This window comes from Pelomonas sp. Root405 (genome assembly GCF_001425165.1).
Classification (GTDB): domain Bacteria; phylum Pseudomonadota; class Gammaproteobacteria; order Burkholderiales; family Burkholderiaceae_C; genus Pelomonas.
On sequence record NZ_LMDU01000001.1, the window covers coordinates 697,683 to 719,561 of the forward strand.

The 21,879-nt window shown below is 70.0% G+C and carries 25 protein-coding genes and 1 pseudogene; 9 read left to right on the top strand and 17 right to left on the bottom strand.

Features of this window, described 5'->3' with window-relative positions; all coding sequences use genetic code 11:
• Nucleotides 1-9: 9 nt before the first annotated feature.
• On the bottom strand, nt 10-249 hold the full coding sequence (locus ASC81_RS03105; RefSeq protein WP_056262574.1) for a hypothetical protein: 240 nt from the start codon (nt 247-249) through the stop codon (nt 10-12).
• A 44-nt stretch (nt 250-293) separates the two neighbouring features.
• On the opposite strand from ASC81_RS03105, the gene ASC81_RS03110 reads away from it, so the two are divergent.
• The gene (locus tag ASC81_RS03110) at nt 294-1,139 is read left to right on the top strand and encodes a transposase (RefSeq protein WP_056262577.1); all 846 of its coding nucleotides are present in this window, start codon (nt 294-296) and stop codon (nt 1,137-1,139) included.
• Nucleotides 1,136-1,969, top strand: coding sequence for an amidohydrolase family protein (locus tag ASC81_RS03115; protein ID WP_056262578.1), 834 nt, complete (start codon nt 1,136-1,138; stop codon nt 1,967-1,969). Before ASC81_RS03110 ends, ASC81_RS03115 begins: the two co-directional genes overlap by 4 nt.
• Here ASC81_RS03115 and ASC81_RS03120 read toward each other — a convergent pair.
• The 4 genes from ASC81_RS03120 to ASC81_RS03135 are packed head-to-tail and all read right to left on the bottom strand — an operon-like array spanning nt 1,956 to nt 5,162.
• Nucleotides 1,956-2,696, bottom strand: coding sequence for a LytTR family DNA-binding domain-containing protein (locus ASC81_RS03120; protein ID WP_056262581.1), 741 nt, complete (start codon nt 2,694-2,696; stop codon nt 1,956-1,958). The genes ASC81_RS03115 and ASC81_RS03120 overlap by 14 nt on opposite strands.
• Nucleotides 2,693-3,703, bottom strand: coding sequence for a histidine kinase (locus ASC81_RS03125; RefSeq protein WP_056262585.1), 1,011 nt, complete (start codon nt 3,701-3,703; stop codon nt 2,693-2,695). The genes ASC81_RS03120 and ASC81_RS03125 overlap by 4 nt, the downstream gene beginning before the upstream one ends.
• On the bottom strand, nt 3,694-4,791 hold the full coding sequence (locus ASC81_RS03130; protein ID WP_082536214.1) for a sensor histidine kinase: 1,098 nt from the start codon (nt 4,789-4,791) through the stop codon (nt 3,694-3,696). Before ASC81_RS03130 ends, ASC81_RS03125 begins: the two co-directional genes overlap by 10 nt.
• 14 nt (nt 4,792-4,805) lie before the next feature.
• On the bottom strand, nt 4,806-5,162 hold the full coding sequence (locus tag ASC81_RS03135) for a hypothetical protein (protein ID WP_156391692.1): 357 nt from the start codon (nt 5,160-5,162) through the stop codon (nt 4,806-4,808).
• A gap of 203 nt (nt 5,163-5,365) precedes the next feature.
• On the opposite strand from ASC81_RS03135, the gene ASC81_RS03140 reads away from it, so the two are divergent.
• Together ASC81_RS03140 and ASC81_RS03145 are read left to right on the top strand one after the other, a co-directional pair.
• Nucleotides 5,366-5,818: a lipopolysaccharide assembly protein LapB gene (locus ASC81_RS03140; protein ID WP_056262592.1), complete on the top strand. Its 453-nt coding sequence runs from the start codon at nt 5,366-5,368 to the stop codon at nt 5,816-5,818.
• A 12-nt stretch (nt 5,819-5,830) separates the two neighbouring features.
• A complete protein-coding gene (locus ASC81_RS03145; RefSeq protein WP_235533553.1) occupies nt 5,831-8,086 on the top strand; it encodes a penicillin-binding protein 1A in 2,256 nt (751 codons plus the stop codon).
• A 17-nt stretch (nt 8,087-8,103) separates the two neighbouring features.
• On the opposite strand, the gene ASC81_RS03150 is transcribed toward ASC81_RS03145, so the two are convergent.
• Genes ASC81_RS03150 through ASC81_RS03160 form a run of 3 tightly spaced genes read right to left on the bottom strand, consistent with a single transcriptional unit; the run spans nt 8,104 to nt 9,820 of the window.
• The gene (locus ASC81_RS03150; protein ID WP_056262594.1) at nt 8,104-8,574 is read right to left on the bottom strand and encodes a group II truncated hemoglobin; all 471 of its coding nucleotides are present in this window, start codon (nt 8,572-8,574) and stop codon (nt 8,104-8,106) included.
• Nucleotides 8,571-9,305 carry a DUF4386 domain-containing protein gene (locus ASC81_RS03155; RefSeq protein WP_056262598.1) on the bottom strand — a complete coding sequence of 245 codons (735 nt, stop codon included), beginning with the start codon at nt 9,303-9,305 and terminating at the stop codon, nt 8,571-8,573. Before ASC81_RS03155 ends, ASC81_RS03150 begins: the two co-directional genes overlap by 4 nt.
• A complete protein-coding gene (locus tag ASC81_RS03160; RefSeq protein ID WP_156391695.1) occupies nt 9,302-9,820 on the bottom strand; it encodes a hypothetical protein in 519 nt (172 codons plus the stop codon). Before ASC81_RS03160 ends, ASC81_RS03155 begins: the two co-directional genes overlap by 4 nt.
• 208 nt (nt 9,821-10,028) lie before the next feature.
• On the opposite strand from ASC81_RS03160, the gene ASC81_RS03165 reads away from it, so the two are divergent.
• On the top strand, nt 10,029-10,742 hold the full coding sequence (locus ASC81_RS03165) for a hypothetical protein (RefSeq protein ID WP_056262604.1): 714 nt from the start codon (nt 10,029-10,031) through the stop codon (nt 10,740-10,742).
• 100 nt (nt 10,743-10,842) lie between these two features.
• Nucleotides 10,843-11,514, top strand: coding sequence for a hypothetical protein (locus tag ASC81_RS03170; protein WP_056262605.1), 672 nt, complete (start codon nt 10,843-10,845; stop codon nt 11,512-11,514).
• On the opposite strand, the gene ASC81_RS03175 is transcribed toward ASC81_RS03170, so the two are convergent.
• Nucleotides 11,511-12,041 carry an SRPBCC family protein gene (locus ASC81_RS03175; RefSeq protein WP_056262608.1) on the bottom strand — a complete coding sequence of 177 codons (531 nt, stop codon included), beginning with the start codon at nt 12,039-12,041 and terminating at the stop codon, nt 11,511-11,513. The two genes, ASC81_RS03170 and ASC81_RS03175, sit on opposite strands and share 4 nt — an antisense overlap.
• Nucleotides 12,042-12,125: 84 nt before the next feature.
• Between ASC81_RS03175 and ASC81_RS03180 the strand changes: the two genes are divergently transcribed.
• Nucleotides 12,126-12,980, top strand: coding sequence for a phytanoyl-CoA dioxygenase family protein (locus tag ASC81_RS03180; protein ID WP_056262611.1), 855 nt, complete (start codon nt 12,126-12,128; stop codon nt 12,978-12,980).
• A gap of 147 nt (nt 12,981-13,127) precedes the next feature.
• The gene (locus ASC81_RS03185) at nt 13,128-14,306 is read left to right on the top strand and encodes a BON domain-containing protein (RefSeq protein ID WP_056262612.1); all 1,179 of its coding nucleotides are present in this window, start codon (nt 13,128-13,130) and stop codon (nt 14,304-14,306) included.
• Between the two features lie 66 nt (nt 14,307-14,372).
• Here the strand turns inward: ASC81_RS03185 and ASC81_RS03190 are convergent, their stop codons facing one another.
• From ASC81_RS03190 to msrP, 8 genes and pseudogenes are all read right to left on the bottom strand, one after another.
• Nucleotides 14,373-14,792 carry a hypothetical protein gene (locus ASC81_RS03190; protein WP_056262615.1) on the bottom strand — a complete coding sequence of 140 codons (420 nt, stop codon included), beginning with the start codon at nt 14,790-14,792 and terminating at the stop codon, nt 14,373-14,375.
• A 116-nt stretch (nt 14,793-14,908) separates the two neighbouring features.
• Nucleotides 14,909-16,288, bottom strand: coding sequence for a bifunctional UDP-N-acetylglucosamine diphosphorylase/glucosamine-1-phosphate N-acetyltransferase GlmU (gene glmU / locus ASC81_RS03195; RefSeq protein ID WP_056262618.1), 1,380 nt, complete (start codon nt 16,286-16,288; stop codon nt 14,909-14,911).
• 75 nt (nt 16,289-16,363) lie between these two features.
• Nucleotides 16,364-16,984: a DUF4136 domain-containing protein gene (locus tag ASC81_RS03200; protein WP_056262621.1), complete on the bottom strand. Its 621-nt coding sequence runs from the start codon at nt 16,982-16,984 to the stop codon at nt 16,364-16,366.
• A gap of 61 nt (nt 16,985-17,045) precedes the next feature.
• Nucleotides 17,046-17,957 carry a tRNA 2-thiocytidine(32) synthetase TtcA gene (gene ttcA, locus ASC81_RS03205; RefSeq protein WP_235533554.1) on the bottom strand — a complete coding sequence of 304 codons (912 nt, stop codon included), beginning with the start codon at nt 17,955-17,957 and terminating at the stop codon, nt 17,046-17,048.
• Nucleotides 17,958-17,962: 5 nt separating this feature from the next.
• Complete coding sequence (locus ASC81_RS27700) at nt 17,963-18,346, bottom strand: dihydroneopterin aldolase (protein ID WP_056264239.1); 384 nt, start codon at nt 18,344-18,346, stop codon at nt 17,963-17,965.
• A 33-nt stretch (nt 18,347-18,379) separates the two neighbouring features.
• Nucleotides 18,380-19,210: pseudogene (locus ASC81_RS28225) on the bottom strand (FAD-dependent oxidoreductase); the annotation flags it as partial.
• A 26-nt stretch (nt 19,211-19,236) separates the two neighbouring features.
• Nucleotides 19,237-19,863 (bottom strand): sulfite oxidase heme-binding subunit YedZ, encoded by a 627-nt coding sequence (locus tag ASC81_RS03215; RefSeq protein WP_056262626.1) that lies wholly within the window; start codon nt 19,861-19,863, stop codon nt 19,237-19,239.
• Nucleotides 19,864-19,865: 2 nt separating this feature from the next.
• Complete coding sequence (gene msrP / locus ASC81_RS03220) at nt 19,866-20,834, bottom strand: protein-methionine-sulfoxide reductase catalytic subunit MsrP (protein WP_056262629.1); 969 nt, start codon at nt 20,832-20,834, stop codon at nt 19,866-19,868.
• 197 nt (nt 20,835-21,031) lie between these two features.
• On the opposite strand from msrP, the gene ASC81_RS03225 reads away from it, so the two are divergent.
• Nucleotides 21,032-21,877, top strand: coding sequence for a restriction endonuclease (locus ASC81_RS03225; protein WP_056262632.1), 846 nt, complete (start codon nt 21,032-21,034; stop codon nt 21,875-21,877).
• Nucleotides 21,878-21,879: the final 2 nt, after the last annotated feature.

Consider the following 21,879-nt stretch of genomic DNA (forward strand, 5'->3'; position numbering starts at 1 on the left):
GTGGTCCGTTCAGCCGTGCCGGCCGTGGCGGCTCTTGGGTTTCTTGCTGTCGACCTCGGTCAGCTGGGCCTTCAGCAAGGCCATCAACACGCGGGCGTTGGCTTCCGTCATGAGGATGACGGTGCTGGGTTCGATGCCTTCGATGGGCGTCTTGGGCGCCACCGTCGCGTCCACCTTGAACATGAGCTGGCCATGCTGGTTGGCGGACGCGGCCTTGAACTTTTGAATCTCGATCTGATGCGTCTTCATCCCCTCATCTTGCCATTCCCCGCCAGCCGACATAAGGTCGCCCCATGGCGCGGCCTGCTCGACTCGAGATTGCCGGCGCGGTCTACCTGATCGGCGCCCATTGCCCGTCCGAGACCGGGCGGCTTGCGTTCGCCGACGACGCGGACCGCGCCGAGATGCGCGCACTGCTGGCCCAGGCGCTGCACCGCTTCGATGCCCAGCCCCTGGCCTATGCGCTGATGCCCGAGCATTACGACCTGCTGCTGTTCACGCGGCGCGCCAACCTGTCGCAGCTGATGCGCCATGTGAACGGCGTCTACACCCAGCACCAGCAGCGCCGCCACCGCTTCAGCGGCCCCTTGTTCCAGGGGCGGTTCCATGCCGTGCTGGTCGACCGCGAGCGCCATCTGCTGGATGCCTGCCGCTATGTCGACTTGAATCCGGTGCGTCTGCGCCTGGCGCGGGGTGCGGCCGACTGGCCGGGCTCCAGCTTCCGGGCCCTGGCCGGCATGGAGCCCGCGCCCGAATGGCTGGACGTCGATGGCCTGCACACCCATCTGCTGGGCCGCCCGGCGACCACGCCCGCCCAGCACCGCCTGGCCGGCGAGCGCTATGCGCGGCTGGTGGCCTCCGAGCCCGGCCTGCAACTGTGGCCGGGCCGGCTGCGCGAGCAGATCTTCCTGGGCGATGCCGACTTCGCTGCGCGCATGCGTGCCGCTGCGGGCGCGCCGCGCCGCGCGGCTCGCCCCGCGTTCGGCGAATGGCTGAGGCGCGCCGGCGGCATCCGCGAGCAGGCGCTGTGGCTGGCCCACACCCAGGGCGGCGTTGCGATGACGGAGCTGGCAGGCCAGCTCGGCCTGTCGGTGTCGCGCATCAGCCGGCTGATCGCCGCTGCGGAGCGCGCGGTTTGAAGCGCCGCGCGCTGCTGCTGGCCGGCTTGCCGCTGTCGGTCCGTGCCGACGCCTACGCCGGCCCCATCTTCGACGCCCACCTTCACTACAACGATGACGCCCAGGCGCCCCATCCGCCGGCCGATGTGCTGGCGCGCATGGCGCGGGCCGGCGTGCGCGGCGCCCTCGTCAACAGCCGGCCCAATGACGGCACGCTCCGGCTGGTCGCGGCGGCCGGCCCGCAGTGGGTGCCCTTCATCCGCCTGTACCGCAACCGCGCCGACTACACCGGTTGGTTCGCCGACGACAGCATCCGCCGCATGGTGCTGGACCTGCTCTCCAAGGGCAGCCCGGCCGGTCCTTTCCGTGGGCTCGGCGAGTTCCATCTCTACGACAGCGCCAATGCCGATGGCCCGACTGCCATCGCGTTGATGAAGCTGGCCCGCGAGCGCGGCCTCACGGTGTTGGCGCATGTGGACGATGTCGCCGTCGACAAGCTGCTGGGCCACGCGCCCGGTGCCTCGCTGATCTGGGCCCACACCGGTATCTCCGGCGAGCCGCTGTCGCGGGTGCAGGAGTTGTTCACCAAGCACCCGGGCCTGCGCGGCGAGCTGTCCTACCGCCCGGGCATCACGTTCGACGGCAAGCTCAGCGACGACTGGCGCGCGCTGATGACCCGCCATGCCGAGCGCTTCATGATCGGCTCCGACACCTGGGTCACGCCACGCTGGCAGCATTACGAAGGACTGTTCGCCGACTACCGCGCCTGGCTGGGCCAACTGCCGCCCGAGGTCGCGCAGCGCATCGCCTGGGGCAACGCGGCCGAACTCTTCAAGCTCACAGCTGCTTGAAGCGGTGCGCGTAGGCCGGGCTGACCTCCAGCGTCTCCGGCCTGTCCTTCAGCGCGATGCTGAGCTTGCCGCTCAGCGAGCGGCTGACCGACTTGATGGCGCGCGCGTTGACGATGGTCGAGCGGTGCACCTGCCAGAAGTGCTCGCCGTCCAGGCGCGCGACGAGGTCTTTCAGCGGCACGGAGATCAACGCCTCGTTGTCGGCCGTGACGACGGCGACGTATTTGTGGTCGGCGCGGAAATAAGCGACGTCCTCGACGGTGATCAGCTGCAGCTCGCGGCCGCGCTGCACGGTGATCCAGCGCAGCGGTTCGGCGGCGGCAGCGCTCGCCGTGCGGGCGGCCAGGCCGCCGAGGTCGGCCGGCGGCTGGGTCAGGCGCTCCTTCAGGCGCAGCAGCGTCTTGGCCATGCGCACGGGGTCCAGCGGCTTGAGCAGGTAGCCGACGGCGCCCTCGTCGAAGGCCTGCACCGCGTAGCGCTCATGGGCCGTGATGAAGACGACATGGGCACGGCGGCCGATGAGCTGGGCCACCGCCAGGCCCGACAGCCCCGGCATCTGCACGTCCAGGAAGCAGACCTCGGGCGCCAGCTGCTCGACCAGGCGCAGCGCCTCGTGGCCGTCGCGCGCCATGGCGACGATGCGCGCCTCGGGCCACTGGCGCAGCAACTCCTCCCGGATCTCGGCGGCCAGCAGGGCTTCGTCTTCGGCAATCAGGACGCGGGTCATGTCGGCACGGGCCAGGTCAAGGTGAAGGCGGGCAATTCTTCAGCAAGCAGTTCGAGGTGCGCTTCGGCGCCATGCACGGCGCGCAGGCGCTGCGCCAGTTCAGCCACGGGCACACGCATCGCTGCGCGCTGCACATCCGGTCCCAGCGCCTGCAGGCGCAGCTCGGCCCGGCCGGGGCTGTGCTGCAGCGACAGGCTCCACAGCGTCGTACCTTCGTCCAGCAGCGGGCGCGCCAGGGGCAGCAGCACCATCGGCGCAAGCGGCCAGTCGGCGGGCTCGGCGAGGCCTGCCAGATGCAGGCGCTCGGTGTGCTGCGCGTCGGTGCTGACCAGCATGGCATAGGCGCGCAGCGCGGCGATCTCGCGCGCCAGCGTCGACACCTCGGCCTCGACGTGCGGCTGCAGCGCGCGCAGCAGGTCGATCAGCGCCGCCAGCCGCGCCTGGGCACGCTGCGGCTGCGTCAGCAGCTCGGCGTCGATGGCGGCCAGGCGTTCGGACAGCAGGGCCGGGTCGACGCGCGCCTGCAGCGCCAGCAGCTGCGTGGCCGCGAGCTGGCGCCCGCGCTGCGCCGCTGCGTCCTGCAGCGCGGCCAGGTGGGCCTGTGCGCGCTGCGAGAAGCGCAGCTGCACGTAGACAGCCACGCCCAGGCCATGCCAGATCAGCGTCGTGCTGGCGAGCCCAAAGTCGTTCTCCCAGGTCCACCAGTCGGCCTTGCCGAGCAGCGGATACAGCTGCGGCGCGATGACCCAGATGCCGCCCCCCACCGTCAGCACGACGACGCCCATGTAGGCCGGCCAGGCCGGCAGCCGGCCGGCGTCCACCAGCGCGTCGGCCAGGCGCAGCAGCAGCACGGCCGGCACGCCGAACTGGATGACGTTGTAGGCCAGCGCGTTCAGCAGCTCGGCGCCGAACAGCACGCTCGACAGCGGCGTGCCATTGGCCACCAGCGTGGCGGTGCCGACCAGCAGCATCCAGCCGGCGTCGCCGGGCTTCAGCGTCAAGGCCATGGCAGGTGGACGCGGGCGATCAAGCCGCGTGGCTGGTTCAGGTGCAGGCTCAGGCGCGCTTCGCTGCCATGCGCCGCCGCCAGCCGCGCGCGCAGCGTGGCCAGGCCGGTGCCGCTCCCGCTGGCACTGCCCATGCCGGCGCCGGTGTCGGCCACTTCCAGCCGCAGCAGGCCGGGCTCGTCGGGGTCGAGCAGGGCGCGCACGCAAATCTCACCACCTTCCACTTGCGGCCCGATGCCGTGCTTGATGGCGTTCTCGGCCAGCGTCAGCAGGCAGGTGGACGGCACGATGACGTCGTCGAGCCCCGGTGCCACCTCGAAATGCAGCGTCAGCCGGTCCGGCCCGATGCGCCGCTGGTGCAGGGCCAGGAAGGCGGCGACCAGTTCAAGTTCGCGAGCCAGCGGCGTTTCGGCCTGGCGCAACTCGGGCAGAGCGGCGGCCAGGTAGCGGCGCAGGTCGGCCAGCATGGCGTGCGCGGCGGCGGTGTCGGTGCGTGCCAAGCGGCGCAGGTGGGCCAGCGTGTTGAACAGGAAATGCGGCTCGACCTGGGCCTGCAGCAGCGCCGCACGGGCCGCGTCGAGCTGGCGCGCCTGGTCCTGCTCGGCGCGGCGCAGCGTCTCGGCGGCAGCCTGCCCATGCTGGCCGCGCTGGCGGTACTCCAGGCCGAGGCAGACGCAGCTGGCGAAGGTCAGCAGCACCTGCAGCGTGTAGGCGCTGATCTCGCCGTGCGGCGGGCCGATGGTGCGCAGCCAGCTGTTGATCTGCAGGAAAACCAGCGTCAGCCCGCCAATCTGCAAGGCGAGTCCCCAGCGCCTCGCGGCCGGTTCGCACGGCAGCCAGCGCTGCGTCAGCGCCGCGCCCAGCCACAGCCCCCACAACAGCAGCGCCAAGCCGAAGCCACCGCTCATGCTGGGCTTGACGGCGCAGCCGTGGTCGCCCGGGCCATCGGGCCACAGTGAGCAACGCACGGCACCGGGCAGCATCAGGGCCAGTGCGAGCAGGGCGCTCAAGGCGGCTGCGGCCAGCATGGCACGCCAACGCGGCAGCGCGACGGTGTCGCCTGGGCTTGGCGGGGCGGCTGGTGGCATGGTTGGGGCGGGTATCAGCGTGGCGTGGCCTGGGCCAGGGTGGCCGAGGCGGCGGCCGCGACGGTGGGGGGCGTGGGCTCGGCGAAGCGGATGTTAAGGACGTAGCGCTGCGGCGTGCCGCGCTCGCAGTCCAGCGCTTGCAGGGCGATGCGCACGGGGCTGCGATAGACGCGCGAACCGTCCAGCGCGATGAGCTGGGCGCGGCCGTCGGCACCCACCTCGAACTCGACGCGCACTTCGCCGTCGAAACCGATGCGCTGCTTGGCGCTGGCCAGGTATTCAGTCAGCTGCTCGCCCACCTGCGGGCAGGCGGCGGGGGCGGCAAAGGCGGGGGCGGCGGCAAGCAGCAAGAGGGGCAGCAGGGGCTTCATGGCGATCTCCATGGCGGTTGGCGACAGACGCAAAGTTAAAGATCGTTACGAGCCTGGTCAGCTGGCGCCGGACGAAGCCCAGGGTTCACCCGACGAAGCCGGGCCACTGCCCGACGGCGCGACGGCACCATGACTTACGACAGACCGCCAGCGCCGCCCGCCGGAGCGCTTAAGCTGCTGGCCCAGTCGAACGAGGAGACGACATGCGCCTGCTAGCCCTGACCGCCCTGCTGCTGGCCGGCCCCACCTGGGCCGCCGACATGAGCCCGCCGCCGCAGGTCAGCGCCGCTGCGGCCGATCCGCTTGCCGCGCCGCGTCAACTCATTGCGGCCCGCGACTGGGCGGGCGCGCTGGCCACGCTACGCGCCCAGCCGCAGGCAGCCAGCGCCGACTGGCACAACCTGGTGGGCTATTCGCTGCGCAAGCAGGCGGCGCCGGACTTGGCCAGGGCCGAGAGCCATTACCTCGAGGCGCTGCGCATCGACCCCGGTCACCGCGGCGCCAGCGAATACCTCGGCGAGCTCTACCTGATGAAGGGCGACCTGACCGGCGCCGAGAAGCGCCTGGCCGTGCTGGCCCAGCTCTGCCCGGGCGGCTGCGAGGAACGTGAGGACTTGGCCCGCGCGGTCACGGCCTTCAAGGCCAAGAAGCCTTAAGCGCCGCCGCCCGTGCTGCGTCAATCCGCTTTCGTCCAGGCCTTGCTGGCCCGTCCCTGGCTGCTGGCCCTGGTCGGCTTGCCGCTGGCGCTGCTGCTCGTCGGCATCATCGTGGCCATCATCCTGTGGCAGCAGCTGCCGGCGCTGGATGTGCTGACCGACTACCAACCCCACCAGCCGCTGCGCGTCATGAGCGCCGACGGTCAGCTGCTGGGCGAGTTCGGCGCCGAGCGCCGCCGCTTCGTCGCGCTCAAGGACATCCCCAAGCCCATGCAGGACGCGCTGCTCGCCGTGGAGGACACCGACTTCTACCAACACTCGGGCATCGACTACAGCGGCATCGTGCGCGCGATGTGGCGCAACCTGACCCATCGCGGCCCGCTGCACGGCGCCTCCACCATCACGCAGCAGCTGGCGCGCGACACCTTCCTGACCAAGCAGCAGCGCTGGTCGCGCAAGATCGTCGAGGCCCTGCTGGCGATCAAGATCGAGGGCGCGCTGAGCAAGGCGCAGATCCTCGAGATCTACATGAACCAGATCTACCTCGGCAACCGCGCCTATGGCTTTGCGGCGGCGGCCGAGCGCTATTTCGGCAAGGAGCTGCGCCAGCTCAGCACGGCGCAGATGGCCCTGCTGATCGGCCTGCCCAAGGACCCCAACCGCCTCAACCCGGCCGTCTACCCCGAGCGCGCCCGGCGCCGCCAGGCGGTCGTGCTGGAGCGGCTGGCCGTCGTTGGTCTGGTCACCCCTGAGCAGGCCAAGGCCGCGCGCGAACAGCCACTCAACATCCAGCGCCCCAAGCGCGCGGCCGGCGTTGCCGACCACGCCGCCGAGATGGTGCGCCAGGAAATGCTGACCCGCTTCGGCGAGGCCGCCTACACGCGCGGGCTGACGGTCACGACGACGCTGCTCTATGCCGAGCAGTCGGCGGCGCAGGAAGCGCTGCGCAGTGCCCTGTTCGAGCTGGAGCGCCGCCAGCCCTTCCGCGGGCCCGAGGCGACCATCGACCTGCCGAAGGATGCAGGCGAACGTGACGACGCGCTGGACGCCGCCTTCGATGCCCACCCCGACCTCGGCGAGCTGCGAACCGCGGTGCTGCTGTCACAGGACAAGAGCACGGCCGGGCTGGTGCTGGCCGATGGCGAGCGCATCGCCATCAAGGGCGCCTCGCTGCGCCCGCTGCAGAGCCTCAAGCCTGGGGCGGTACTGCGGGTGCTGGAAGGCAAGGGCGGCCAGTGGCAGCTCAGCCAGACGCCGCAGGCTGAGGGCGCCGTCGTCACGCTGGACCCGACCACCGGCGCCATCCGTGCGCTGGTGGGCGGCTTCGACTTCACGCGCAACCAGTTCAACTCCGCCACCCAGGCCTGGCGCCAGCCGGGCTCGGCCTTCAAGCCCTTCATCTACTCGGCGCTGATCGAGCAGGGCGCCTGGGCCGGGACGCTGGTCAGCGACGAGCAGGTCTTCATCAACGACTGGGCGCCGCGCAACTACGACGGCCAGTATGAAGAGGCGCTGACGCTTCGCCAGGGGCTGGCTCGCTCCAAGAACATGGTGACCATCCGCGTCGCCCAGGCGCTGGGCCCGCAGCGCGCCCGCGCCTGGGCCGCGCGTTTCGGTTTCGAAGAGGACAAGCAGCCGCTGAACCTGACGATTGCGTTGGGCACCGGCGCGGTCACGCCGCTGCAGATGGCCCAGGGCTATGCCGCCTTTGCCAACGAGGGCCAACTGCCCAGCGGCTGGCTGATCCAGCGCGTACAGGACGCCCAGGGCGAAGTCATCTTCAAGGCCGAGCCGCCGCCGCTGCGCAAGGCCATCAGCCCGCGCAATGCCTTCATGACCGCGCAGCTGCTGGCCGCCGTCACCCGCGAGGGCACCGGTGCGCGGGCCAGCTCGATCCTTGGCCGCTGGGACCTGCACGGCAAGACCGGCACGACCAACGACGCCATCGACGCCTGGTTCTGCGGCTTTCAGGCGACGCGCGCCGGTGCGGTATGGATCGGCTATCCGCAGCCCAAGTCGCTGGGCGAGCGCGAAAGCGGCGGCGGCCTGGCCCTGCCAGTCTGGGCCGCGACCATGGCGGTTGCGCTCAAGGGCCAGCCCATCACCCAAATCGAGCCGCCCAGCGACGGCCTGGTGCAGCAGGACGGCAACTGGTTCTATGCGGAGTTCGCCGGCGACATGGCGATTGCGCGCATCGGCCTGCCGGTGGTGCCGCCCGAGGAGGCGGCGTCGGATGTCGCGCCGTCGGAACCGCCGATCAACCAGTAGCGCTCACGGCAGCCACATCAACCCAGATACGGCCCCTTGACCTCGCCCCAGCCCCACTTGGGCATCGGCGCATCGGCATCCACCACCGCGCCGGGCTGGGAATTGATGACCGCCAGCCGCGAACCCCATTCCAGGTAGCCGACCAGGGCCGAGCGGAACTCCGGGTCGTCCGGCATGGCCAGCTCGTCGGCCGTGTCGAGCAGCAGCGCCACCCAGGCGCGACGCTGGTCCTGGGCCAGGTGGCGGTTCAGGTGCTGGCGAATCATGTGCGCATGGCCGCCGTGCTGCGCGGAATAGGCCTGCGGCCCGCCCAGCACTTCGGCCAGGAACGCTGCGACATGGGCCGGATGCTCACCGTCCATGTGGGCGAAGACGGGCGCCAGCAGCGCATCGTCCTTGACGCGCTGGTAGAAGCGCTCGGTCAGCCGCTGCAGGGCAGGCAGGCCGCCCAGCCAGTCGTAGAGGGTGGGGACGGGGGTGTCGCTCATGGAGGTGGTGTGAGTCGGGTCGCGCCGGACATGGGGCCGGCTGCGGCCGCTGCAAGCCGGTGTTTGCCCGCGGTCATCCACAGCGCAAACGCCAGCTCGCCCACCAGGACCGGCAGCATGACGGCCGGGAACAGCAGCTTGGCGAAGGCCGGCGCCAGCAGCAGCGCGAAGCTGTTGAGCAGATAGGCCAGGCCGGCGACCAGCAGCAGCCAGCCTAGCGCGCGCGGCAGCAAGCCGCTGCGAGCGATCAGCCAGCCGCGGATGACGCAGGCGAAGCCGAAGAAGATCAGGCCGATGCCGAAACCCTGCCCGTGCAGCTGGACGGCCAGCATCGCCAGCGCCTCGCGCTGGCCAGGCAGGAAGGCGGCGGCGATGGCCGGGCTGGTCAGGAGGTCCAGCGTCGTCAGCAACTGCACGCGGTTGGCGACCAGGACGGCCGTCTGCACGAGGTTCAGGAAGGTCGCGGTCAGTGCCAGCGTCTCGTTGACGGGGCGTAGCAGCCGCCACAGCACCACGATGACGGGCAGGTCCAGCAACTGCATCAGCAGATCGGCCACCAAGCCGAGTCGCCACAGCTGCGGGTTGGCCGCGATGCGCTCGGCCGTCGCAGCCGCGTCGCCGGGCACGACGAGGCTGCCGCGCACGTGGGTTTCCGCCCACAGTCCCAGGGCAATGATGGCCAGGTAGCACAGGCCGGCCAGGCGCAGCTCGCGTGGGCTGACCACGCTCATGCGGGCCTCGCCGCCTGCCAGGCCCAGCGGGCGGCACCGCGCAAGGCCCAGGACAGGCCGGCAATGACGGCGCCGATGGCGGTGGGCAGCACGGCGCCGAAGGTCCAGCTCATGCCGAGGACGAAGCCGAGCAGGCTCTCGGGCCGGTGCGCCGGCAGCAGCAGCGCGACCAGCAGCAGCGTGAAGAAAATGATTTCGGTCAGCGCCTGCAGCTTGAGGCCGAAGGCCAGCGACAGCGCCGCACCCAGCAGCAGTGGCAGCGCCAAGCCCAGCGCAACGGGGCGCCAGTCGCGTGCCGCCACTCCCGGCCGCGGCAGGCGGCCAGCCGCCCAGGCGGCCAGCGCCGGCACGATGAGCAGCCCCCAGGCATTCGAGATTGCCGGCATGGCGGCGCTTTGCAGCAGATGGTGGCTGACGATGCCGCCATGCAAGGCCTCCCAGCCCAGGTGGAGGCCTTCAGCCAGCAGGGCGAGGGCAGCGAATATCAGGCGGCGCGATGTCGAAACGTAGGGCATGGGCAGAGTGTGGCTTGGGCAGCGTTGCAGCTTGACAGCCGTGGCGCCGCGCCGCACTGCGGCTGCGACCGGCGGCGCCGATGAAGCGACCAGCCGGCGTGCCGGCCGACAGACGGCGCTGCGATTAACGCAAGCAACGCTGGGTAACAGCTGCGTTGTGGGCGTGGCCCTAGAGTTCGCTTATTCGTCACGACACTGGACCTCGCCCATGCGCCAACGCTTCTCGACCGTCTCTGTCTCGGCCCTGCTGATCCTGCTGCTGGCCGGCTGTGCTTCAGTGCGAGATGGCCGGCCGGTGGGCGAGCGGCGTGATCAGCGCATGGCGCAGTCACCGTCGGTGGCCGGGGTGGCCGAGGAAAGCTTTGGCAAGTCGGCCTGGGGCGCCAAGGGCGACTTCACGCTCAGCGGCCAGCGCGTGCGCTATGAGCGCGGGGCGGACAAGCTGGCGCTGTTCGAGCCGCTGGCCCCCAGCGTGCGCACGCCGCTGCGCTTCAGCTGGGCCGGGCCCGCGGGCGACAGCGCCAGCGTCTGCGAGGGCTGGACGCCCGAACAAACCGCCAATGGCCGGCTGGCCGACAGCAAGCCCTGGGTGCTGAGCTGCAAATGGGGCAGCGCGCCGGCCGCCATGCTGCAGATCGGCGAGGGCCAGATGCGCCGCGGCAAGCTCAGCCGCGAGGGCGCCTACCGCCGCGGCGAGCTGACGCTGGGCTTGCGCTCGGCGCATCTGTACGAAGGCAATGCCCAGCCGCAAACCGCGGCGGTCGGCTACGAGATGCTGCATCAGGGCACGGTGGTCGGCAGCCTGGACCTGAGCGGCAGCGTGCCGCGCCTGCGCCGCCCCGACCCGGGCACGCCGCTGGGCCGTGCCGTGACCGAGGCGGCGCTGGCGCTGGCGCTGGTCTCGGAGCCCGCTCCCCGTTGAGCTGCCGGGCCGGGCATGCCGCCAGTCACGGGTGCCGACCGGCATGCGCCTGGCACGCCTCCTAGACTGCCGTTTTTCGACTCGACCCGAGAAGCGGTGTATGCAATATCGATGGGCGCTGGGCGCGGCACTGCTGGCTGTGCTGAGCGGTTGCGGCGTGGTGCGGGAGGCACGCATGGCACAGCCGGCGTCGCTGGCAGCAGTGAAGGAGGAATCCTTTGGCAAGCCGGGGTGGGGGCGGCGCGGCGAGTTTGAGCTGGCCGGCCAGCGCGTGCGCTATGACCGCGGTGCAGACCGGCTGTCGCTGTTCGACACGCTGACGACGGGGCGCGCGCCGCTGCGCTTCACCTGGTCGACCCCGGCAGGGGACAGCGAGGCCGATTGCACGGCGCGCCAGACCGAGGTCACGGCCGGTGTGCTGGCCCTCGCCACCAAACCCTGGACGTTGAACTGCCGCTGGCGCGGCGCCTCCGACGCGGTGCTGCAGATCGGCGAGGGCCGCGTGCAGTGGGGCCAGCAGACGCGCGAGGGCAGCTACCAGCGCGGTGCGTTGAACTTGACCCTGCGCTCGGTGCACCAGCTGGAAGGCAGCGCGCTTGCGACAGCTGGGGCGGTCGGCTACGAGATGCTGCATGGTGGCCAGGTTGTCGGCAGCGTCGACCTCAGCCGCGGCGTGCCATATCTGCGCCGGCCCGACCCCGGCACGGCGCTGGGCCAGGCGGTCACCGAGGCGGCGCTGGCGTTGGCCCTGGTCTGGGAACCGCAGGGCTAAGGCTTTTCCGCGAGTGCCTTCAGGTTGGCCAGCCCGGCGTCGAAATCCGGCCCGACCATCTTGTCCATGAACAAGCCCATCCAGCGGTAGACCGGATTGCCGCCCATGTCGCCGTTCATCGTCCACGTCACTTGCGTGGCGCCACCGTTGGCCTCCAGCCGGAAGTCGCCGGTCGACGTCGTGCCGAAGTCAGGGAAGAAAAGTTCGTAGCCAAGGCGCTTGGGGGGCTCGGCCGTCGTGAACGTCATGCGGCCGTCGCCCTGGCTCTTGCTCTTCCAGGACCAGACGGCGCCGCTGCCCGATGCCGGGCCGCTGTACTCGATGGCCATGGCCGGGTCGCGCTGGTTCCAGGCGCTCCATTGCTGCCAGCCGCGCGGGTCGGCGATGAGCGCGTAGATCTTCTCGGGCGGCGCGCTGATCGTCAGCGTGCGCGACACGGTGAACTTCGGCGAGATCAGCAGGCCGCCGAGACCGACCAGCAGGCCCAGCGCAACGATGCCGATCAACAGAACCTTGAGGGCTTTCATCAGGACGCTCCCGGCTTTGAGGTGGCCGCACTGTGGGCGCCTCCACCAGGCCACACAATCCGCACAAAACCTTCCTATCCCTTCATGAAGAACGCCGCCGACCTCGCCGCCACCTACGCCGACCAGGGCTTTCTTGTCATCCCGGGCTTCAAGTCGGCCGCCGACATCGCCGCGCTGCGTCAGCGTGCCCTCGAGATCGTCGATGCCTTCGACCCCGGCGAGCAGCGCCCGGTCTTCACCACCGAGGAGCAGCAGCGCCATGTCGACGACTACTTCATCGACAGCGGCGACCAGGTGCGCTGCTTCTTCGAGGAGGAGGCCTTCGACGCCGAGGGCCGCCTGCGCGTCGACAAGCCCCTGGCCATCAACAAGATCGGCCACGCGATGCACGACCTCGATCCGGTCTTCAGCGCCTTCTCCAAGGGTGAGGCGCTGCGTGGCGTGGCGGCCCAACTCGGGCTGATGCGACCGCAGGTCTGGCAGAGCATGTTCATCTTCAAGCAGCCCGGCATCGGTGGCGAAGTGCGCTGGCACCAGGACGCGAGCTTCTTCGAGAGCGACCCCATCACCGTGACGACCTTCTGGTTCGCGCTGGAGGATGCGACGCTGCAGAACGGCTGCCTGTGGACCGAGCCCGGTGGCCACAAGGGCCGGCGCGGCGTGCTCCGTGAGCGCTTTTTGCGCGAAGGCCGCAAGGCCTGGATGGAGCAGATCGACCCGACGCCGTGGCCGGCGGCCGACTCGGCCGAGGCCATCCCGCTCGAAGTCGAGGCAGGCTCGCTGGTCGTCTTCCATGGCCTGCTGCCCCATTACTCGGCCGCCAACCGCTCCAGCAAATCGCGCCATGCGTACACGCTGCACGTGACGGATGCGGCCAGCCGCTATTCGCCGCGCAACTGGCTGCAGCGTGACGAGACGTTGCCGGTGCAGGGTTTCTAGCCGAAGCGCTCACAGCGCTCACATCTGCGTACATCTGGCGTCGCTTGTCCTACAAGCGGAGGGTGCCTGCACCGGCACGGTCGCCGCAGTCCACGGCCCAAAGTCGCTCCTACCGTAAACGTCAAGAACGACGCACAGGAGGCCGACATGAAATTCCCGAAATCGCTGCATGCCGAGGGTTGGGCTGACCACATCGACAAGACCAAGTCGGACAAGTCCGTGGCCGCCTCGCCGTTGCACGCCGCCAAGGCCGCACCCGGTGGCATGCGCATGAACAACCCGCCCCGGGTGGCGCCCTCCCTGTCGGCCACGCCCCCTGTCGCATCGCCGCGCGTCGAGCCCATGGCCGCCGCCCGCCCGCAACCGCGTACCGTCGCAGTGCCACCGCAGCGTGAGAACCGCTTGAGCTGGATGATTGGCGCTGGCGCCGGTGTCGCCATCCTGGCGGCAGTGGCGATCTGGGCGATGAACAGGCCGGCCGACACGTCCGCTGTGCCGCCCGCCATCGTGACGGGCAGCACCACGCCTCAGGCCGAAGTGGCCGCCGCGACGCCGCTGGTGGATGCCGCGCCTGCAGCGACCGAGGCCGATGCGTCCGCTGCGGCACCCGCCACGACGGTGGCAGCCGCCCCGACGCCGGCGGAGCCGGCAACCCCCGTCGTGGGCCTGCCCGTGACGACCTCCAGGCCGGCGCCTGAATCCCGCACCGTGGCCCAGGCGCCTGTGCCAGCCGCCCGCCCCGACATGGTGGTGCGAGCCGCACCGGGCAGCGCGGCGTCACTGCCGCCGACCACGACGCCCTACCTGCAGCCCCCCACGCCCATCGCGGCCGCGCCGGCGACGGACGCGCAGCCGCTCGGCGTGTCGCCCGGCACCGAGCCCATCGTGATGCCGCCGACCGCTGCCGGTCCGGTGGCGCTCACCACACCGCAGGCCGCCGTGCCGCCCCAGCCGTCGACGACGCCCGCAACGGTGATCCCGCCGGTGGCCGCGCCCTCGACGTCGCCCGGGACGCCGCCGCTGGCCCAGGCTCAGCCGCAGCCGCAGCCGCAGCCCCAACCGCAGGTCCAGCCCGCGCCCGAGGACACCGGCATCACGGTGCAGGTGCGCATGGCGCTGGCGGCCGACTCGACACTGTCGGCCGTGCCCATCGCCGTCAGCACCGACCGTGGCGTCGTCAAGCTCGAAGGCCAGGCACCTGACGCGCCGACCCGCGAGCGCGCCACCGTCGTCGCGTCATCGGCCACGGGCGTGAAGGCGGTCGACAACCGGCTGACCGTCGCTCCCACGACCCAGGTGAGCCAGGCGCCTGTGACCCTTCAGTAAGCGCCGAGCACCAAAGCAAAAGGCGCCCTTCGGGGCGCCTTTTTGCGTGGTGGGCGGATGTCGTGGTCAGTGGCAGAACTGCGTGCGGGCCGGCGCCAGTTCGGCGTCGATCAACGCCTCTTCGGTCACTTCGCGGGCGGCTTCCAGTTGCAGGCAGAGTTCGGTGATGCCGTCCTCACGCCCGCCGATGACCTCGGGCAGCGGCGCTGCGGCGATGTCGGTGGGCAGGTCGGCAAGGGCGCCGATGAGCTGGAACAGCAGCTCCAGGCTGGCTTCGCCGTCCTGGGGCAGGTCGCGCGCCGCGCCGAGGCTGCGGGCCAGGTACCAGCAGGCGTCGGCGGCGTTGTCGCAAGCCTGGGCCTTCAGTTCCAGCGCACGATGGCGCGCATCGGCTTCGCCCTGCGCGTTGGCGATCTCGTAGGCGCCCAGGTCCGCCGGGACGGCGTCATCAAGCGAGAGCGCGGCAAAGTCGAGTGCGTGGGCCATGGTGCTGCTGGGTTTTGAGTCAGAGCCATCCTAACGGCGGGTCGGCTGGACAAGTGCCCCCCGACCCCGGGCGGTGTGAAGCAATCGCCGGAACTAAGTCACGGCGACATGCCTATTCAACGCTTCTTGGTCGGGCGGGTCCAGCTACCGAGTGCAACCTGTTTGCCACGCGCCACGGCCAGCTCACCGGCGCCGACGTCCTTGGTGATGGTGGAGCCGCCGCCGACGGTCGCGCCATTGCCCAGCGTGACCGGCGCCACCAGTACGCAGTTGGAGCCCACGTGCACGTCGTCGCCGATGGTCGTGCGGTGCTTGTTGGCGCCGTCGTAGTTGGCCGTGATGGAGCCGGCGCCGTAGTTGACACGCTCGCCCACCGTCGCGTCGCCCAGGTAGGCCAGGTGGTTGGCCTTGGCGCCCTTGGCCAGTGTCGAGTTCTTGACCTCGACGAAGTTGCCGATGTGGACCTCGGCACCGAGCTGGGCACCCGGACGCAGGCGCGCGAACGGGCCGATCAGCGCACCTTCGCCGACGCTGGCGCCTGCCGTCTCGCCGTCGATATGGGTGAACTCGTGGATGCGCGCGCCGGCAGCGATCTTCACGTTGCGGATGACGCAGTTGGCGCCGACACGCACGCCGTCGCCCAGTTCCACATGACCTTCGAAGACGCAGTTCACGTCGATCTCGACATCCTGGCCATGCGTCAGCGTGCCGCGCAGGTCGAAGCGCGCCGGGTCGGCCAGGCGCACGCCGGCGCGCATCAGGCCTTCGGCCTGCTGGGCCTGGAAGGCGCGCTCCAGCTGCGCGAGCTGCACCGGGTCGTTGACGCCCAGTACCTCGGTTTCGCTGCCAGCCTTGATGCCCAGCACGGGCAGGCCTTCGGCCACGGCCATCGCGACGATGTCGGTCAGGTAGTACTCGCCCTGGGCGTTGTTGTTGCTCAGCTGGCCAACCCAGCGCTTGAGGGCGCCGGTGGGCGCGGCCATCATGCCGCTGTAGCCCTCGTGGATGAGGCGCTGTGCGGGCGTGGCGTCCTTGTGCTCGACGATGGCGAGCACGCCGCCGTCGTCGGGGTCGCGGATGATGCGGCCGTAGCCGGTGGGGTCGGCCAGGTCGACCGTCAGCAACACCAGGGCATGGCCGGCGCAGGCGTCGATCAGGGCCTTGGCGGTGGCCGTCTGGATGAGCGGCACGTCGCCGTTGAGGATCAGCGTCGTGCCTTCGCCCTGCAGCGCCGGCACCACCTGCTGGATGGCGTGGCCGGTGCCCAGCTGGGGCGTCTGGCGCACGAAGGAAATGCCATCAGCCTGGACAGCGGCTTCGACCTGATCGGCGCCATGGCCGGTGATGACGATGCGGGCCTGGGCAACCAGCGGCTCACCGCTCTTGAGCACATGCGCCAGCAGCGAGCGGCCGGCCAGCTTGTGCAACACCTTGGGCGTTGCGGACTTCATGCGGGTGCCTTTGCCCGCCGCCATGATCACGATATTGAGCGCCATGCCTGCCTTGCGACTTCATTTCCACGAAGCCGCGATTATGGTCAGCGGCAGGGCGCGGCGCTGCCTGGCCGTCCGCTAACGAACGGCCTGCACGGACACGCGATGCGATTTCGGGTTGACCTGGGGGAATTCGGCCAGCGACGCGTCGAACAGCGGCGTCAGCAGGGCCTCGCTGCCCATGGTCATGCCTTCGTTGCTGGCATGGGTCTCGTACAGCGCTTCGCCGGTCGCGCGGTCGCGCAGCAGCAGGGCCACGGCGCGGTCGTAGCGGCGGTCGAAGAAGGGGTCATGGCGCCAGCCCCAGGGGCCGCGGCCGATGTAGCCATAGCGCGGCGACAGCAGCCGGCCACGCCAGCGCCACCACATCGGGTCGTCCCAGGGCACCGGGTCGTAGGCAGTGACGCGGGCCCCGAGCGTCACCAGCACATCGGCGCTCTTGGCGTCGGCGGCGGGCTTGAAGCCGGCTCTTTCCAGCGCGCCCCTGGCGGCTTCCTCCAGCGCGGTCTGGCGCTTGGCGGCCTCGTCGTTCTGCTGCTGCGAGGGCAGGCGGTCGAAGGCGTAGGTGCCCGGCCTGCGGTCGGCCGGCCAGGCGCCATAACTGGAAACGTCAGCGGAGATGGTGTACGGGCCGGCGCAACCGGTCAGTGCGGCGACCGACGCGGCGGCAAGGGCGGTAAGGATCAGGCGGCGATTCATGGCGGCACCCTCATCGTTGTGATGCCGTGATTCTGAACTGGCCGCTTTGCCCTTGTGTAAATCAGCGTTGCAGCGTGATGACGGCGGCCGGTGCCGGCGTCGCGCAGCTCTCGTGGTCGTCGAAGGCGATGTCGCCATCGGGCTCGGCCTGGCCGGTGGCGCGCATGGTCTCGAACGGGAACAGCTTCTTGTCCATCATGTGCGACGGCACGATGTTGCCCATGGCGGTGAAGATGTTGTCGATGCGGCCGGGGTAGCGCTTTTCCCACTCGTTGATCATGGCCTTGACCTGCACGCGTTGCAGGTTCTCCTGGCTGCCGCAGAGGTTGCACGGAATGATCGGGAACTCGCGATGTTCGGCCCAGCGGGCCAGGTCGGGCTCTTTCACATAGGCCAGCGGCCGGATGACGACGTTCTTGCCGTCGTCGCTGACCAGCTTGGCCGGCATGCCCTTCATGCGGCTGCCGAAGAACATGTTCAGGAACAGCGTCGTGACCATGTCGTCGCGGTGATGGCCCAGCGCGATCTTCGTGGCCCCCAATTCGCCTGCCACGCGGTACAGGATGCCGCGGCGCAGGCGCGAGCACAGGCTGCAGGTGGTCTTGCCCTCGGGGATGAGTCGCTTGACGATGGAATAGGTGTCCTGGTTCTCGATGTGGAAATCCACGCCGCGCGAACGCAGGTAGTTGGGCAGCACCTCTTCCGGGAAGCCGGGCTGCTTCTGGTCGAGGTTGACGGCGACGAGGCTGAACTTGATCGGCGCGCGCTGCTGCAGGTTCAGCAGGATGTCCAGCATCGCGTAGCTGTCCTTGCCGCCTGACAGGCAGACCATGACCTTGTCGCCGTCCTCGATCATGTTGAAGTCGGTGATGGCCTGACCGACCTGGCGATGCAGGCGCTTGGACAGCTTGTTGATCTCGTGCGCGGCCTTCTTGTCGGCGGCGGCTTGATCGATATCGATGACTTCGGACATGTTGTTCACCATGCACCCAGTTCGGTGCTGATTGCGACTTCACAGTCGGGAAAGATTTCGAGCTTGGTCAGCTTCAGGCGCACGCCGACGACGCCGGGCAGGCCCATCAGGCGGTTGCAGAGCTTGCCGAGCAGGGCCTCGACGAGGTCGGTGTGCTCGGCCGTGCACTCGTCGATGATGGCCGCGCGCACGCGGCGGTAGTCCAGCACGTGGCCGATATCGGCGTCCCGCGCAACCACGGGCAGCGCGCCAAGGTTGACGTCGGCGTCGACCTGGATGGGCTGCGGACCGGTGCGCTCGAAGTCCAGCACACCGAGGTTGGCGCGAAAGCGCAGGCCCTGCAGGTGGATGACCTGGCGGTTGTTGTGGCGCTGCGGCGCCGCGGCCACCTGCGGGCGCAGCGACTGCTCGATCTGCTTGGCCGCCTGCACGCCGTCGGCCAGCGCCGTCTGCACGCAGGGGTGCCAGCGGCCGCTGGCATCGCCTGCGACAAAGGCGCGCTGGCGGGCGTGGGCGTCAAGCAGCGCGAAGGCGGAGGGCTCAGGCTCGAAGCCCAGCAGCGCGGCGGCGTGGTCGAAGCGCTCGGTGCCCACGGTGACGCCATCCGCATCGGGAAGCAGCGCCTCCGGCAGCGGCGTCGACAGGCGCCGCGTGATGCGCGGATGCGCCTCGATGCGTTCGACCAGGTGCGTCTGCGCGCGCCAGCCGCCGCGAGCCCACACGGTCACGTCGAAGTCGCGCTCGGCCAGGAAGAGGGCGTTTTCCGCCGCGTTGTCGCCGGCGCCCAGCAGCAGCACGCGGCCGGGCGCGAGCGTCGCGCGCTGCGCGGTCAGCGACACGGCATCCAGCACGCGGGCATGGGGCGATGCGAAATAGCGCGCCGGGCGCAGCAGGCGCAGCCCGGTGGCGATCAGCAGAGCACGGGCCTGCACGCGCTCGCCACCGGCAAGCTGCAGCGTCCAGCCGTCCGCCGAATGGCGAGCCGACTCGACCTGCGCGCCCAGCCGCAGCGCCAGGCCCGGCGTGGCGCTGGCCTGGGCGGCGTATTGGTCCGCCAGGTCGGCCAGGCGCGCGGCCGGCTCGCCCAGCACCCAGTCCTGCGCAAAGTCGAGCGCTGCCAGGCCCGCGCACAGGCGCGGCGCCCGCTCGACGAGCAGGGTCGTCAGGCCGAGCTGGCCCAGCCATGACGCCGCGCTGCAGCCGGCGGGGCCGCCGCCGAGGATGGCTACGTCGATGGAAAGGGGGCTGGGCATGGGTGCGGCGGGAACAAAGCCGCGAATTATCCCAGCCGGCCCCGTTTTGCGCGCACCCGCTTCCAGACGCGCCACCCCAACAGCACGGCAAGCAGGGCGCCGTAGATGGCCGGCTCGGCAAAGTCGCTCTTGCCGGCGCGCATCCAGATGAAATGCAGCAGCGCAATGACCGCCACGGCATAGACCGCCTTGTGCAGCGCCTGCCAGCGCTTGGCGCCGAGGGCCTTGATGGCCTTGTTGAAGCTGGTGGCCGCCAGCGGCAACATCAGCACCCAGGCGGTGAAGCCCATCAGGATGAAGGGGCGCTTGGGGATGTCCGCGACGATTTCGGCCAGGTCCAGCCCCATGTCCAGCCAGCCATAGGCCAGCAGGTGCAGGCTGGCATAGAAGAAGGTGAACACGCCCAGCATGCGGCGAAAACGCGCCAGCGCGGCCAGGCCCGTCAGCTCGCGCAGCGGCGTGATGGTGAGCGTCAGCCACAGGCCGCGCAGCGCCCAATCGCCCAGGCCGCGGATCAGCGCCTCGGCCGGGTTGGCGCCCAACTGGTTGGCGAAGGCTGCGAAGACCAGCCAGCCCAGCGGCGCCAGGCACAGCAGGAACACCACCGGCTTGGCGGCACGGTGGAGCAACGCCGCCGACAGGGCCCGCTGCATCGTCAGAAGTTGCGCTTCAAGTCCATGCCCGCGTAGAGCTGCCCGACCTGCGCTTCGTAGCCGTTGAACATCAGCGTCGGGCGCTTCTTGGCGAACAGCCCGTCCTCGCCGATGCGGCGCTCGCTTGCCTGGCTCCAGCGCGGGTGGGCGACGCCCGGGTTCACGTTGGAATAGAAGCCGTATTCCTGCGGCGCCGACTGTTCCCAGCTGCTGACCGGCTGTTTCTCGACGAAGCGGATCTTGACGATGCTCTTGGCCGACTTGAAGCCGTACTTCCAGGGCAGCACGATGCGCACCGGCGCGCCGTTCTGGTTGGGCAGCACCTCGCCGTACATGCCGAAGGTCAGCAACGCCAGCGGGTGCATGGCTTCGTCCATGCGCAGCGCCTCGACGTACGGCCAGTCCAGCACGCCGGAGCGCAGCCCCGGCATCTGCGCGCGGTCGGCCAGCGTCGTGAACTCGACGAACTTGGCCTTGCCCGTGGGCTCCGCCCGCTTGATCAGTTCTGACAGCGAATAGCCCACCCAGGGGATGACCATGCTCCAGCCCTCGACGCAGCGCAGCCGGTAGATGCGCTCTTCCATGGCGCTGAGCTTGAGCAAGGCATCGATGTCGTAGCGGCCCGGCTTGGCGCATTCGCCTTCGATCACCACTGTCCACGGCCGGGTCTTCAGCGTGTGGGCGCGTGCCGCGGGGTCGGACTTGTCGGTGCCGAACTCGTAGAAGTTGTTGTACGAGCTGGCGTCAGCGTAGCTGGTGGGCTTGTCGAGCACGACGGCACCGGCCGCGGCCGAGCGGGCGCCGGGCAACTTGGCCAACTTGCCGCCCCCCGGGGCGGACTGAGCCAGCGCCAGCGGCGAGGCCGCCGCCAGGCCCAGGCCGGCAAGCGCCGTGCGGCGGTTGAGGTAGACGGCGCGTGGCGTGATCTCGCTTGAAACGGGCTCGTGGGGGGCGGGGATTCGGATCAGCATGGAGGCTTTCAAGAGCGGAGGGCTGGCATCTGTGTCGGGCCGGTACGGGCGCAACTTACACCGGCAGCGGTAGTCATGTCGGAGGGCGGCAGAAATCCCGGGTTGCCAAGTTGCCCACGGTGCGGCTTTTTAAGATGCGCCCACAAGACCAAGGGGGGTGCTGTATGGCAAGGCATACGAAGAGACGCGGCCGCAGGATGCAACGCCCGTTGAGCGCGGCTGTCAGGCTGCTGCTGTTGGGCGTGGCTTTGCTGGCTACGCCGTGGCTGCTGGGCCAGTCGCCGCTTGGCAGCGGGCTGACGGTGTTGCGACCGCTAGGTTGGACCATGGTGGTCGCCTCTGCCTTGTTCTTCGTGCTGGCGTTTTGGGGCAATCGAAATGCCCGCAAGGCGGCCCGGCCCCGTGTGGCACCGGAGCCGGAGCCTCGGCGCGACCCTTTGCTGGCTGAGGCGTTGCCGAAGCTTCAGCAGACGCAGCCCGTCAACCCGCTGGTGTGGAGCCACGTCGTGTTCGACGCCATCGAGTGGCGGCGGTTCGAGGCCGTCGTGGAGGCGCTGTTCCAGCAGGCGGGCTTTGAAACCAGGTCTCAAAGCCATGGCGCCGATGGCGGCGTGGACGTGTGGCTGTATTCGCGCGCCGTGCCTGACCGCCCGGTGAGCGTCGTTCAATGCAAGCACTGGCAGGGCCGGCGCGTGGGCGTGGACAAGATCCGCGAGCTGCGTGGCGTGATGGCCGCGCACGACGTGAAGCGCGGGCAGTTCGCGACGACGTCCACCTTCACGCCGGATGCGATCGCGTTTGCGCGCGAGAACAGCGTCAACCTGCTCGACGTGGACGCCTTGCTCGCGTTGATCGCCCAGCGCACGCCCGAGCAGCAAATGGCCTTGCTGGCCGTGGCGCATGAGGGCGACTACGCGCGGCCGAGCTGCGCAAGTTGCGGCAGCAAACTGGTGGAGCGCACGGCCAAGAATGGCGGCAGCAGGTTCTGGGGCTGCCCCGGCTTCCCTCGCTGCCGCACGACGCTGCCAATGCGGTCGTCCTGAAT